The organism is Pedobacter sp. UBA4863 (assembly GCF_002399615.1).
Lineage (GTDB): Bacteria > Bacteroidota > Bacteroidia > Sphingobacteriales > Sphingobacteriaceae > Pedobacter.
In genome coordinates, this window is the sequence record NZ_DHDZ01000005.1 from 35,931 (window position 1) to 50,361 (window position 14,431).

The following is a 14,431-nucleotide window of genomic DNA, read 5'->3' on the forward strand; positions in this document are numbered from 1 at the left end:
TGTTTATTGGTTACTGCAATTTTATTCTTCTCCCTAATTAAGTTTATAATCTACAAAGTTTATTTCTTTTATCTTTTTTAAAAACTCATTATTCGGATTTATTTTCTTGTTTTTAGAAGGTAATTCCAATTTCAAGCCTTTTTCTATATCATACACTTCGAAATTGAGTTTACAGTTTTGCGCTTCTGTACTTTCTTTGTTTTCTTCTAAAATTTCTTGTATTTGCTGCATAAAATCATCGTTTACAATTTCTATTGGAAATTGAAGTGTTAATGATTTAGTTAATTTATCACGAAGCCCCGAAAGCAAATCCATTGAAGTGATTTTAAATTCCCAATCGCCTTCTTTACCAAAGCGCAGGCCCAGCTTACCACGTATTTGCAAGAAATAACCTTCGGTTAAAAACTGTTTAAATTTCAAGAAATCGTCTCCAAACAAGGCTATTTCACAGCTATCGTCATAATCTTCGAATGTAAAAATACCAAAGGGCTTACCCGTTTTGGTAATACGCTGCGAAGCCACAGCTACCAAACCTCCAACTACCAACTCTCTGTTTTTCAACATTTCAAAATCTGACAAAACTTCGTCATTGGTATCGCCAGTTCTAATTTTGTTAATGGTAGTGAGGTGTCTCACTTGATAAGGGCAATATCTTTCTAATTCAAAGCGATAATCATCTAATGGATGTCCTGAAAGGAAAATTCCGATGGCATCTTTTTCATATTTCAACCTATCGATTAAGCCCCATTCTGGTGCTGTTGCAAAAGCAGGTTCTAAAATTAAATCGGCCTTAGAACCTCCAAAAAGCGACGATTGCGAAGAGTTTTGGTTATTCTGGAAATCGTTGGCGTACTTAATCAGCTTTTCTATACCGTTTAATTTATCGTTGGCACCAATAAAAAAATACTGCGCCCTATGGTAGCCAAACGCATCGAAAGCGCCACCATATACAAAACTCTCGTAAGCTTTTTTATTTACAATACGGGTATTAGAACGTTTCGCAAACTCAAAAACAGACGGGTAAGGGCCATTTTGTACTCTTTCTTCAATAATACTTTCAACGGCTTTCTCTCCTACTCCTTTTACCGCCGATAAACCGAAACGAACTTCGCCCTTGGCATTTACCGAAAACTTCATATCAGATTCGTTTATATCTGGCCCCAGTACAGGCACGCCCATATTTCGGCATTCTTCCATAAAAAAGGCTACCTGCTTAATATCGCTCATGTTGTTAGAAAGTACCGCAGCCATATACTCTGCCGGATAGTGCGCCTTTAAATACGCGGTTTGATAAGCAATCCAAGCGTAACAAGTTGAGTGCGATTTGTTGAAGGCATAGGATGCGAATGCTTCCCAGTCTTTCCAAATTTTTTCTAAAGTTGCAGCAGCATGTCCTTTTTCTGATGCCTGTTTTACAAATTTAGGCTTCATTTTATCCAGTACATCTTTCTGCTTTTTACCCATTGCCTTACGCAAAATATCGGCCTCGCCTTTGGTAAAACCAGCCAACTTTTGCGATAAAAGCATTACCTGCTCTTGGTAAACGGTAATTCCGTAAGTTTCCTTTAAGTACTCTTCACAAGCATCTAAATCGTAGGTAATGGGTTCTGTTCCGTGCTTACGGCGAACAAAACTAGGGATATACTCCATCGGCCCTGGCCTATACAACGCATTCATGGCAATTAAATCGCCAAATACCGTAGGTTTTAGTTCCTTCATGTATTTCTGCATCCCCGGACTTTCGTATTGAAAAATACCAACGGTTTCGCCACGCTGGAAAAGCTCGTAGGTCTTTACATCATCTATCGGGAAATTATCTGGATCTAGATCTATGTTATGGCGCTTTTTAACCAGTTTTACGGTATCCTTAATTAAGGTGAGCGTTTTTAAGCCCAAAAAGTCCATCTTTAACAAACCAGCACTTTCTACCACCGAGTTATCAAACTGGGTAACGTACAAATCACTGTCTTTTGCCGTGGCTACGGGTACAAAATTGGTAATATCATCTGGTGTAATAATTACCCCACAGGCGTGGATACCCGTGTTACGCACCGAACCTTCCAATACAATTGCTTGTTGTAAGGTTTCGGCCGCTAAATCTTTTCCCGAAGCTAGATCCTTTAACAAGTTTACATTTTCGTACTCATCTGGACGTAAAGCTTCTTTTAAGGCTTTTTCTTCTAAATTGAAGATTTTCGCCAGCTTCATGTTAGGCACCAATTTGGCAACTTTATCTGCCTCGAAAAGTGGTAAATCTAATACCCTAGCCGTATCTCTAATAGAAGATTTTGCCGCCATGGTACCATAGGTGATAATTTGCGCCACCTGGCTAGAACCATATTTATTGATAACATAATCCATTACACGGCCACGCCCCTCGTCATCAAAGTCGATATCGATATCGGGCATAGAAACACGGTCTGGATTAAGGAAACGCTCAAAAAGGAGGTCGTATTTAATGGGGTCGATATTGGTAATACCCAAACAGTATGCTACCGCAGAACCCGCAGCAGAACCACGACCCGGGCCAACAGAAACGTCTCTTCGCCTAGCTTCGGCAATAAAATCTTGTACAATTAAGAAATAACCGGGGTAGCCTGTTTTTTCGATGGTTTGCAACTCAAAGTCTAAACGCTCGGTAATGTCTGGCGTGAGTTCGCCGTAGCGTTTCTCGGCCCCAACATAGGTTAAATGACGAAGAAATTTATTCTCTCCTCTTTTGCCTCCATCTGTTTCGTCTTCGGCTACTGCAAACTCTTCGGGAATATCAAATTTTGGCAAGAGCACTTCTCTGGCCAGTTTGTAAATCTCTATTTTATCAATAATTTCCTGAATATTGATAATCGCATCTGGCACATCGGCAAAGAGGGTTTTCATCTCCTCTGCAGATTTGAAATAATATTCGTGGTTAGGCATACCATACCTAAAGCCTCTACCACGACCAATTGGCGTAGCAAGCTTCTCGGCATCCTTCACGCACAATAAAATATCGTGGGCGTGAGCATCCTTCTTGTTTACATAATAAGTATTGTTGGTGGCCACCATTTTAACCTGATGTTCTGCTGCCATTTTAACCAACACTTCGTTTACACGGTCTTCATTTTCCTGACCGTGGCGCATCAGCTCTATGTAGAAATCATCGCCAAATTGTTCTTTCCACCAAAGTAAAGCCTCCTCTGCCTGCTTTTCGCCAATATTTAAGATTTTACTAGGAACTTCGCCATACATATTACCCGTTAAAACAATCAGGTTGTCTTTGTATTGCTCTACTACATTTCTATCTATCCTTGGCACGTAATAAAAGCCTTTGGTATAAGCTATTGACGACATTTTAGCCAGGTTGTGATAGCCTTGCTTGTTCTTCGCTAAGAAAACAACCTGATAACCATCGTCTTTTCTGGTTTTATCAGTATGATTATCGCACACAAAAAACTCTACACCTATAATTGGTTTAATAATTTGTGCCGTGGGTGTTTCGCCTTTTTCTACAGCTTCTTTGTTTTTGGCTTCGGCGCCTTTGTTATGGTTAAGTACGTTGTTCACAAAGTGAAAAGCCCCCATCATGTTGGCATGGTCGGTTATGGCTACCGCAGGCATACCATTCTCTACCGCAGCTTTTACCAACGCAGGTACACTAATGGTACTTTGTAATACCGAAAACTGCGTATGGTTATGCAAATGAACAAAAGTAGCATCGGTTAAGGCAGCTTTGTTGTCTGCTAAAGTTTGCTTAGAAACACCACTTGTATCTGCACCTTTTCTCTTTCTAATTTCATCCGAAGCGGCCTTTAAATTAATATGTTTTAAGCCAACAGGCTCAATTGGGAACGGGTTAGCTTCTTTGAAACGCAGAAAATAATCGGTATCAACCTGAAGTTCCTCTTTGGTGAAAACCTGCTTTTTAATCAGTTCCAAGAAACAACGCGTAGTTGCTTCCACATCGGCAGTGGCGTTGTGCGCTTCGCCAAATGGCGTTCCAAATAAGTATTGGTGCAGTTCTGTAAGGGTGGGCAGTTTAAACTTACCGCCCCTACCTCCCGGAATTTTCAATAAATCTGCCGTAACTTCTGTACAGGTATCCAATACTGGCATATTAGCCAACGAACTTTCTACACCAAAACGGTGAAGTTCACAGCCCATAATATTGATATCGAACTTGATGTTCTGCCCAACTACAAACTTGGCTTTACCCAACGCTTCGTTAAACTTCACCAATACCTCTGCTAAAGCAATACCTTGCTCTTCGGCCAAATCTGTAGAAATACCATGAATACGCTCTGCATCATAAGGTATATTAAAACCTTCGGGCTTTACTAAATAATCTTGATGCTCTACCAAATTACCCAACTCATCATGCAGTTGCCAAGCAATCTGGATACAACGTGGCCAGTTATCCGTATCGGTAATTGGCGCATTGAAATTACGTGGCAAACCTGTGGTTTCAGTATCAAAAATTAAGTACATAGCTGAGAAAATGAGAATATCAAAATTAGTGAAAAGTAGCCCCTCTTTAGTCACCAAATTATCAACATCTACGAAGTATTGTTAATGAAGCTTTTTGTTGGGCTACGCACTTTCTTTTATTGTAAGTTCTATAAATAAATTTGCTTACTTTTATTCCAAAATGCTCTAACACCAATTAACCGATATGAGTTTTACATTAAATAGCTACGCACTAGTTCTCCTTTTTTTTGGAACGTTAACAGCTATAATGGCAATTTATATCTTTAAAAGAGGCACAACAGTAGTGCGTTGGTTTGGCTTAATGATGGGATCTAACGCCATCTGGTCTATTGCTTACGGACTAGAACTTGCCAGTGGCACACTCCATCAGGCTTTGTTCTTTATCAACATTGAATACGTTGGCATTGCTACATTGCCTTTAAATTGGTTTCTGTTTTGTCTTAGCTTTTGCAATAAGGAATGTTGGTACAAAAAGCCGCACAACCTGGCTATTATACTTATTGTACCTATTACTACCATACTAATGGTTTGGACCAACCCTTTGCACCACCTGCACTACAAAGAGGTAAGCATGGTTAACTATACGTCGTTTCCTGTGTTAAAAATACATCCTGGAATTTGGTACCGCATCTTTACAATATATTTTTATTCGCTTTTAGCTTGTGGTTGCTACCTCATTTTTAATAAGTTTAAAAGCTCAGATCCTATTTACAAAAAACAGAATTACAGCATAATTATCGCAGCAGTTATTCCGTGGATAGGCAACCTGTGCTATCTTTTAGGACTTAGACCTTTAGGATTTATCGACATCACTCCTTTTACGTTTATACTAACAAGTTTTTTAATTTTTCTGGGCATTTACCGTTTTAGGCTGTTCGATATTGTTCCCATTGCCCGCGAAAAAGTATTGGATTTAATGAGCGATGGTTTTTTAGTGGTCGATGAAAAACATCGGGTTATCGACTATAATTCTGCGCTACATCAATTTACTGATTTACCTGCAAGGCAAAAGGTTATAGGCACAGCGATCCAAGACATCTTCCCCCACCAACCAGCGCTGATAAAGAAAATTGAAGCGGCTACCAACTGTAAGATAGAGCTACAAGCTACCGTTAGAGATAAAACCATTTATTTTGAAGTGGAGATATTGATACAGCAAGAGAACAAATTAAACAGTGCTTTTACAATTATTAAGCTTCAAGATTTAACTGTAGCTAAAAAAGATGCTTTAATGGCAAAAGAACAGGCATTAGAACTAGAGAAGGTAAGCCAGTTAAAAGATCGCATTTTCTCTATCATTGCCCACGATTTAAGGGGTCCCATGGTAAATCTTTCGGAAGTATTGAAAATGTTTTCTTACAACCAAATTAGCGACGAGGAGTTTAAAGCACTTTCTCCGGTATTGAGCAAAGACATTGTTTATACTACCGACCTGCTCGAAAACATCTTGCATTGGTCTAGGAGCCAATTAAAAGGCTTTGGCATTAAAAAAGAATTTTTCAATGTGAGAAACATTATCCTGAACGAAATTAATTACCACATATCTTCTGCATCGCTCAAAAAAGTAAAAATATTGCACGATGTTTTTCCTAATGAAATAGCCTACGCAGATTTGTTAATGTTTCAAATTGTTATTAGAAACTTATTAAACAATGCCATTAAATTCTGTAATGAAGGTTGCGAAATTTTAATTACCGCAGCTTATCAATCTAATGGGATGCTTAAAGTCTGCATTAAGGACACTGGTATTGGCATTTCGAAGACTATCTTGGAAAAGCTATTTAAAGAGGAAAATATTTCGTCTAGAGGAACCAAAAACGAAAAAGGCACAGGTTTAGGGCTAATGATCTGTAAAGATTTTATGAGCAGAAATGGTGGCAATATTGAAGTAAGTAGCGAACTGGGCGTAGGCACCACTTTTTGTGTTACAGTTCCTACACACGGTTAACAAAAAAGCTACTTTGTTATAGGTAACAAAGCGAAGAACATTACCACAGTAAATCGTCTTCCCCCTGCACAAACAAAATAGCTCCCCTCTCTTTATCAAGTTTGCATATTATTTACCAACAGCTCCATTAATGGCTTGTTGCTCTTTTAATTCATCAACATTGTTTTTGTTGTCAAATTTTTCTGTTTTGTTGGCAAAATAATCTAAGATACCTACAATGGCCTCTAAGTTATCTGCCACTCTTTGGTGCATATCGGGCAAATCTTGCTCCAATTTTTTATCGCCAAGTTCAATATTATCTACTTCAATTTTTCCTATTTTTTGGATAATAGCCTGTTGCGAATGCTGCAAATCTTCGAGCTCTCTCACTATCTTCTCCATTAATTCGAATTTTTTTAACGTTTCCATAAAACTGCTTTTGTTAATTGATAAACTTATCTTTACAACCATTTCTACAGAGGTTTTGTTTGCTTTCAATAATTTTTATTTAGAAAACATTTGGACTTCTTAAAAACAACTAATAATTTAGTTGAATGAAAAAACTATCGTTCCTTTTGCTTTTTACATTGATAAGTTCTATTTGTTTTGCACAAGATGCCTTAGACAAAGAGAAACTTTTAGAGCTTTACCAAACCCAACGGTATGCAGAGGCGGCCAATTACCTAAGCACCCTTTATCCGGCAGAAACAAATGATATTAAAGTGCTAACACAAATTGCTTATTGTAATATGATGGCCGGTAAACTGGCAGATGCAGAAAAGAATTACCATAAAATTAACGAACTTCAACCACAGCAAATTCCGGTGCTGTTTAGCTTGGCAAATATTAATTCGAGGAGAGGAAATACGAAAACCGCAACCGAATACCTGCAACAGATTATAAAGTTAGATAGCAATAACTTTAATGCTTTTAAACGTTTGGCAGATTATACCGATAGCACCGCCCTAAAACAGCAGTACCTACAACGGGCAAATAAGCTAAACGCTACCGAGGCCGATGTAGCTTTTGACCTAGCTAGGGTTTACCGCAATAGCAAACAAAACCAAGCAGCTTACGATGTACTTAAAATTGCCATTGCGGCCGATACAAGTAACCTTATTTTACAACAAGCCTTGCTACCAGTGGCCAACTTACTTAGCAAATATAACGAAGTGGCAGTAGCAGGCGAAAAGCTCATGAAAAATGGCACTGACGCCAACGTAGTACGCGATGTAGCTAAGGCTTATTTCTTTCTGAAAAATTACAAAAAAGCAATTTCGCTGTACCAAATGCTAGAACAAATGTCGATGCAAAACGAAGGGACACTTTACTATACTTCCTTATGTTACCGCGAATTAAAAAATTACGAAATGGCGGCAGCTTATGCCAAACGAACCATAGAAGAGGGAATTTCGCCCAACACATCGGCCTATTATAATATGTTAGGTGGCATTTACGATGAAAAGCAACAGCTTACCGCTGCAATTACTGCCTACAAAAAAGGGTTAAGCTATGATAGTAATAAAAACATCCAGTATCGTTTAGGGCTGTTGTACGATTTAAAATTAAAGCAAAGTAAAACTGCACTAAGCTACTACAACCAGTTTTTAAAGAATAAGGAGTTAAACGAAGAAGACAAACCCCAAATAGCTTATATAAAAACACGGATGGAAGAGTTTAAGAAAAAGTAGTTTTGTTAGCATCAGCTTGAATTTATTATAACCCAGCCTTACTTCAAATCTTCGAAAATAGGCTTCACGTCGGTCCAAAATTCATCTAGGGCTATAATGCGTGGTTTTAGAAACGTAATGATACTTGGCCACTGCTGTTGATTGTAAACACTTACATTGGGCAATGCACATGCTATTCTTGCTACCTGTTTATCGTAGTTGTTAGTAACTGACGACTGCCATTCCCATTGTTCGGCTAGCGTGCTTTCTAACAGTAGTCTAAATTCTCTAAATTGCTCGAAAAACAATTCTCTAATGCCTGCATCTGGATGCGCTATTTCGATGGCGATGCTGGCATGCTTCTTCTCGGCATCCATACGGAAGAAAATATTTTTAACGCCAGTTTTATAATTTATCCAATTTACGGGCAAACCTTCGGCTCCGACAATGGGTTTCATGTATTGTCCAAAGCTAACCCAAAACTGTTGCCGTAACCTTGCGGCTTCTTCTTTGCTAAACATGGTGAAGTAAAAAGTTAAAATTTTAGAAAGCAGTACCCAAAAAGCGGCTCATAGCAGCACTGTTTTTGTTTAATTAAACCCGATTGTAGTGAATGCCGATTTAAGCATCTGTTTTTATTTTTTAAAAGGTATGCTTGCTTGTTGCACAGGTTTTATCGGCAGCAACGAAAAGCGGGGCAACATTTGCCAAACGCTACCGACGTACTTTTCCATAAATTAATGTTTAGCCATTAAACGTGCTACGTATTTCCCAATAATATCGAACTCTAAATTAACGGTATCGCCAACTTTCACATCCTGCAAATTAGTGTGTTCATGCGTGTAGGGAATAATAAAAACAGAGAACTCATCGTGAGCCGAATTTACCACAGTTAGACTAATACCATTTACGCAGGCCGAGCCTTTTTCTACGGTTACGTTACCTGTTGAGGCATCGTACTTAAACCTATACTCCCAGCTTCCGGCTAGCTCGTTTACTAAAATACAGGTGGCCGTTTGGTCCACGTGCCCTTGCACAATGTGGCCATCTAAACGAGCATTCATTTGCATGCAACGCTCTAAATTTACTTTTGCTCCTAGGGTTAAATACCCTAGGTTGGTTTTCTGCAAAGTTTCGTTAATAGCGGTTACGGTATGGGTATTTTCACCAAGTTTAACTACGGTTAAACAAACGCCATTATGGGCTACACTTTGGTCTATTTTTAGTTCGTTACTAATATTTGATGCGATGGTAAAATGAATATTATCGCCTTCTTTATGTATATTTTGGACAGTGCCTAAAGTTTCTATTATTCCTGTAAACATGTGTTAAGTTAAAAGGCAAAAATAAAAAGTTAAAAATTTTGTTTGCGTACCGTTTTTGAGTTTTAACTTTTGCCCTAGTATTCTCGTCTATTTTGCGTCCAATTGCTTTTTTGTACAGTTGCAGCGGCTGATGGTGGCGCTATTTTTTTTTGATTTTGCAACAACATTACCGCCGCTATTGCCGCTATCATGGCTTCTTGTTCATTTTCACTTTTAAGGCTTTCTGGTGTAAAATATTTACCTACAAAATGGGTATCGAACTTGCCCGAAACAAAGGCCTGATGCTGCATTACAAATTTACCAAAGTTCAAAGTAGTTTGTATGCCCGTAATGTCATATTCTTCTATGGCCCTAATCATTCGGTCTATTGCCTCGGTTCGATCTTTGCCATAGGTAATGAGTTTGGCTATCATCGGGTCGTAATAAATCGGTATTTCCATGCCTTGCTCAAAGCCATCATCTACACGTACGCCGTAACCTTTTGGGGTTTGATAAGTTTGCAGCGTGCCTATATCTGGCAAAAAGTTATTCAACGGATCTTCTGCATAAACTCGTAATTCCATAGCATGACCGTTGATTTTCAAGTCTGCCTGTTTAAAGCTTAAAGTTTCGCCGCGGGCAATTTTGATTTGCTCTTTCACCAAATCTAGGCCGGTAATCATTTCGGTAACCGGGTGTTCTACCTGCAAACGTGTATTCATTTCTAGGAAGAAGAAATCTAGATTTTCGTCTAAAATAAATTCTACTGTACCAGCGCCCACATAGTTTACCGAACGAGCTACATCTACCGCACATTTGCCCATTTTCTCGCGAATTTCTGGGGTAAGTACGGATGACGGTGCTTCTTCTACCACTTTCTGGTGGCGGCGTTGGATAGAACACTCCCGCTCAAAAAGATGTACGATATTTCCGTGCGTATCTCCTAATATTTGTATTTCGATGTGGCGAGGAGAGGTAACATAACGTTCGATAAAAACAGCTCCATCGCCGAAAGCCGAAGTAGCTTCGCTTACCGCCAATTGCATCTGTTCTTCAAAATCTGCCACTTTTTCTACAATGCGCATTCCTTTACCACCACCACCTGCCGCAGCTTTAATTAAAATAGGAAAACCTACTTCTACTGCACGAGTTTTAGCTTCCTCTACGTTGGTAATGGCCTCTTCCGTTCCGGGAACCATAGGGATATTGTATTTCAATGCCGCAGCCTTGGCCGAGAGCTTATTGCCCATAATTTCCATGGCCTGTGGCGTTGGGCCTATTAAAATTAACCCCGCATTTTTTACTTCTTGCGCAAAAGCCGGGTTTTCTGACAAAAAGCCGTACCCGGGGTGGATAGCTTCGGCCCCTGTTAATTTACAAGCTTCGATAATTTTACTACCAACCAAATAAGATTGATTAGATGTTGCAGGGCCAATACAGATGGCTTCATCTGCATAGCGAACGTGTAGGGCGTTCCTATCTGCCTCAGAAAATACGGCTACAGTTTTTATGCCCATTTCTTTTGCAGAACGCATAATTCGAAGTGCTATTTCTCCCCTATTGGCTATCAGTATTTTATTCATCTACTTAGTTAATTAAGCTGAAACGTCACAAGATGATTATTTTTTTTCATTGTTGATTAGAAAAAAAGTAAAAAGATGAAAAGTAATTAGCTTCTAAACAATCGGTTTTAACTAGGCATAGTTTATACCAAAAAAGCTTATACAAGTTTCAAGTTTTCCACATTTCATACAACCTTTTGCTTTTTTAAGTATGTTTGAAACAAACATGAAGAAAGTACTTTTAATCATCTTGTTAATTGGTGGCTTTGCTTTTAACAGCATGGCACAAGATAATGTGTCTTTAACGATGCAATATCAAAAGATGATGGAAAAAGTAATTAACCACCTTCCAGAAGTGGCCAATTCTACATCAACCAAAATCATGAGCTTTGCTGAATCTTTATTGGGTACTAGGTATCGTTATGCTTCTAGTAACCCTAAAGTTGGTTTCGATTGCTCTGGTTTTGTAAGCTACGTTTATAAGCAGTTTGGTTTTAGTGGCGCTCGTTCGTCTGCAGATTTTGCCAACAAAGGCAAAGCAGTAAAACTTGCCGAGGCTAAAGTAGGCGATGTATTAGTATTTACCGGCTCTAACGCTAAGGTAAGAAGACCAGGACATGTGGGGATTATTTACTCTATCGATGAAGATGGCAAAATCAAGTTTATTCACTCTTCTTCTGGCAAAGCCAAGGGCGTAACCATTACTAACTTAGAAGGTTACTACAAAAACCGTTTCTTAAAAGCGGTTACCGTAATGGAGTAATATAGTGGTTAGGTATTACGGGGTTAGTTTCCTGTTGATTTACACTGATTTTCTTCGCAGATTTAAAGTCGATTAGGCTCTACTATAACACGCATTCTGTCTTGCTAACTTTCCAGACTTCTGGCATAATTTTTCGGACTTTACTGACTAAAAGCTTTCCGACTACTTTACAACTTACGGGCTTTACTGACTTTCGAGTTAACTAAAGCATCAACACTTTTAACGCCTCTCTAACCTTGCCATAGGCAATTAGCGCTTTCGCAAACTCGTGAAGTTCTCTTTCTCGATTGGTTTCGTCGCCAATGGTTGCATCTAAAATATCTTTCACATTGGCATTACCTTGTATACTGGCAATTTCTTCTTCAGTTGGCAGTTGTTCTTCATTACCCAGCAAACCCAAATCATTGCCCGTAAGCACTTTAGAGCGACGTACCGAAATTGGCAAAGCATCTACCCCTATTCCCAATGTGGTTAAAGGTTTCGGAACGGTAAACAAACTTTCTGGCGTTACCCTACTGTACCAATTTCCGCCCAAACGAGCTACCAAATCAATTTTATGCTGATCAATTTTTCCATCTGCATCTAAAATTTCTTCGTTAACATGGATAACTTTAATTTCTGCCAAAACTAAATTACCGGCACCGTGCTGGTCGCCCAAAGGGATAATTTTATTTACTACACACTCTAAAGCCACTGGCGCTTCGGCAACCCTTGGAGGCTTTACCAAATGCGATTTCTCCATTGTAAAGCCTGCTTTTTCAAATTCATTAACACCTTTGCCATACTCTGTGCTCGACAAGCTGGTTTGCTGTACCATTGCATAATTTACAATGTTGATGACACACTCGCCAACTTCCCTTACATTCTCTAAAGTATGTTTAGTGGTGTTATCTCGTACCCTACGTGCTGGAGAGAAAATGCAGATCGGCGGATTAGTACTGAACAGGTTAAAAAAGCTAAAAGGGCTGAGATTAACGTTTCCCTCGGCATCTATAGTAGAAGCTAGGCATATTGGACGCGGTGCAATGGCGTATTGCAAATAGTTTTGCAATTGCATTGGAGAAAGGTCTTCGCATTTTAGTGTTAGCATGGTTTTGGGTTGAAAGGTTGAAAAATTGAAAGGTTGAAAGGTTGGAAAGTTATTTGTTCTTGGCATTTAGTTTCTTTTGTGCTTCAAAGTTCTTCAAATAACTGATGAAGCTTTTAGCTTTTGCAGAAAAATCAATACTCTTTGAATACAAAATATCAAAATCCGCTTGATTTAATTTACCACATTCTTTCAGAATAATAAGCTTATTCCTTAACTCTCCAGATGAGCCTTTCGCATACACTAAAAATCTTACAAAATCTGGATTATTGTTATACTCAAAGCCTTCGGCTACATTGTCAGACAATGACATCGCAGCTCTTCTAATTTGGTCTTTTAACCCAAAATCAGATTTTATAGGCTCTAAATCGGAAATGCGATAAATTTCAACTGCTATTTCTTTAGCAAGTTGCCAAACTTCTAAGTCCTCAAACCTTTCTATCTTCGCCATTACAATTACAAGTTATGCCAGACAACTTTCCAACATTTCAACCTTCCAACACTAGCTTTTCTTAAGTGCTAGAATAGAAAAATCTGTATCTACTTTGGTGATATTGTTGTTCAATGCGCCTAAGCCGGTAATTTCCATTTCTACATGATCTCCGGGCTGTAACCATTGCACCTTATAGTTAGGATCGTTTAGCAAGCCTGTGCCGTTTAGCTCTAAGAAACAGCCCGTACCCACAGTTCCCGAACCTATCACATCGCCTGGCAATATATCTACGCCGTAAGCGCAACGTTCAATAATTTCGGCAAAGGTCCAATCCATATCGGCCATGTTACCGCTAGAAACCTCTATACCATTTACCTTGCAGGTCATTTTTAGGTTATAATTATTACCTACATGGTTGTCTTTTGCGGCTACCTTATATTGCTCTAACTCATCTGGCGTTACCAACCAAGGTCCAATTACGGTAGAAAAGTCTTTTCCTTTTGCAGGGCCAAGGTTTAATAACATTTCTTCCATTTGCAAAGTGCGGGCACTCATATCGTTCATAATGGTGTAACCGGCAATATATTCATCAGCTTGTGCGGCTTTAATGTTACGGCCTTTTTTACCAATTACCACAGCTATTTCCAATTCGAAATCTAATTTTTGAAAATGATCTGGCATACATTCAATTTCGCCCGGACCTTGAATAGCGTTATGGTTGGTAAAATAGAAAATTGGATATTGATCAAACTCGGCAATCATATCTACCTTGCGATTTCTACGAGCCGCAGCAACGTGCTGCCTAAAAGCATAGCCATCTCTACACGAAGTTGGATGCGGAACTGGTGCCAAAAGCTCATAAAAAACTTCTTCTTTGGGAGAAAGTTTTTTATCTAAAATATCCTGATTAACTTTTTTTGCTCTTTCCATTAAAGGCTCGCCACCTTCCAAGAAAGCGTTCATGTTATCAGGTATTAATTTATCACAAGAATTAAGGTTGTAGATATGACCATTAGCGTAAACCCCTAAATGCTCCTTATCTTCTGTTTTATAGGATACAAGCTTCATTTTTATAAATATTTTTAGTTAGCGATGTCAATATCCACCTCTCAATGGAGCAATAGCTATTGGAGATGGCTTATAGTTGGATGCGGTCAAAGCTATAAAAGTTTTGTCACAAAGCAGTTCACAATTAACAATTTCATTGCGGCTTTTTATGGT

11 protein-coding genes are annotated in these 14,431 nt (G+C 38.8%); 3 read left to right on the forward strand and 8 right to left on the reverse strand.

Going from position 1 to position 14,431, the window contains the following annotated elements; all coding sequences use genetic code 11:
• Positions 1-33: 33 nt before the first annotated feature.
• Positions 34-4,464 carry a DNA polymerase III subunit alpha gene (gene dnaE, locus B3I52_RS00820; protein WP_293297433.1) on the reverse strand — a complete coding sequence of 1,477 codons (4,431 nt, stop codon included), beginning with the start codon at positions 4,462-4,464 and terminating at the stop codon, positions 34-36.
• A 184-nt stretch (positions 4,465-4,648) separates the two neighbouring features.
• Here dnaE and B3I52_RS00825 point away from each other — a divergent pair, with 184 nt between their 5' ends.
• Positions 4,649-6,412 (forward strand): sensor histidine kinase, encoded by a 1,764-nt coding sequence (locus B3I52_RS00825; RefSeq protein ID WP_293297436.1) that lies wholly within the window; start codon positions 4,649-4,651, stop codon positions 6,410-6,412.
• A gap of 108 nt (positions 6,413-6,520) precedes the next feature.
• Here B3I52_RS00825 and B3I52_RS00830 read toward each other — a convergent pair whose 3' ends face one another.
• Positions 6,521-6,820 (reverse strand): hypothetical protein, encoded by a 300-nt coding sequence (locus tag B3I52_RS00830; protein WP_293297440.1) that lies wholly within the window; start codon positions 6,818-6,820, stop codon positions 6,521-6,523.
• 125 nt (positions 6,821-6,945) lie between these two features.
• Between B3I52_RS00830 and B3I52_RS00835 the strand changes: the two genes are divergently transcribed.
• A complete protein-coding gene (locus B3I52_RS00835; protein ID WP_293297442.1) occupies positions 6,946-8,082 on the forward strand; it encodes a tetratricopeptide repeat protein in 1,137 nt (378 codons plus the stop codon).
• A 38-nt stretch (positions 8,083-8,120) separates the two neighbouring features.
• Here the strand turns inward: B3I52_RS00835 and B3I52_RS00840 are convergent, their stop codons facing one another.
• The 3 genes from B3I52_RS00840 to accC form a co-directional block, all read right to left on the reverse strand.
• On the reverse strand, positions 8,121-8,582 hold the full coding sequence (locus B3I52_RS00840) for a DUF4268 domain-containing protein (RefSeq protein WP_293297445.1): 462 nt from the start codon (positions 8,580-8,582) through the stop codon (positions 8,121-8,123).
• Between the two features lie 216 nt (positions 8,583-8,798).
• On the reverse strand, positions 8,799-9,386 hold the full coding sequence (locus B3I52_RS00845) for a riboflavin synthase (RefSeq protein WP_293297447.1): 588 nt from the start codon (positions 9,384-9,386) through the stop codon (positions 8,799-8,801).
• A 74-nt stretch (positions 9,387-9,460) separates the two neighbouring features.
• A complete protein-coding gene (accC, locus tag B3I52_RS00850) occupies positions 9,461-10,948 on the reverse strand; it encodes an acetyl-CoA carboxylase biotin carboxylase subunit (protein ID WP_293297449.1) in 1,488 nt (495 codons plus the stop codon).
• Positions 10,949-11,153: 205 nt separating this feature from the next.
• Between accC and B3I52_RS00855 the strand changes: the two genes are divergently transcribed.
• Positions 11,154-11,690 carry a C40 family peptidase gene (locus B3I52_RS00855; RefSeq protein WP_293297451.1) on the forward strand — a complete coding sequence of 179 codons (537 nt, stop codon included), beginning with the start codon at positions 11,154-11,156 and terminating at the stop codon, positions 11,688-11,690.
• 202 nt (positions 11,691-11,892) lie between these two features.
• Here B3I52_RS00855 and B3I52_RS00860 read toward each other — a convergent pair whose 3' ends face one another.
• From B3I52_RS00860 to B3I52_RS00870, 3 genes are read right to left on the reverse strand one after another with little or no spacing between them, the layout of a single operon-like run.
• Positions 11,893-12,780, reverse strand: a complete 888-nt coding sequence (locus B3I52_RS00860; protein WP_293297454.1) for a flavin reductase family protein — start codon at positions 12,778-12,780, stop codon at positions 11,893-11,895.
• A gap of 49 nt (positions 12,781-12,829) precedes the next feature.
• The gene (locus tag B3I52_RS00865; protein ID WP_293297457.1) at positions 12,830-13,228 is read right to left on the reverse strand and encodes a four helix bundle protein; all 399 of its coding nucleotides are present in this window, start codon (positions 13,226-13,228) and stop codon (positions 12,830-12,832) included.
• 51 nt (positions 13,229-13,279) lie between these two features.
• Positions 13,280-14,278, reverse strand: a complete 999-nt coding sequence (locus tag B3I52_RS00870) for a fumarylacetoacetate hydrolase family protein (protein ID WP_293297458.1) — start codon at positions 14,276-14,278, stop codon at positions 13,280-13,282.
• Positions 14,279-14,431 lie beyond the last annotated feature (153 nt).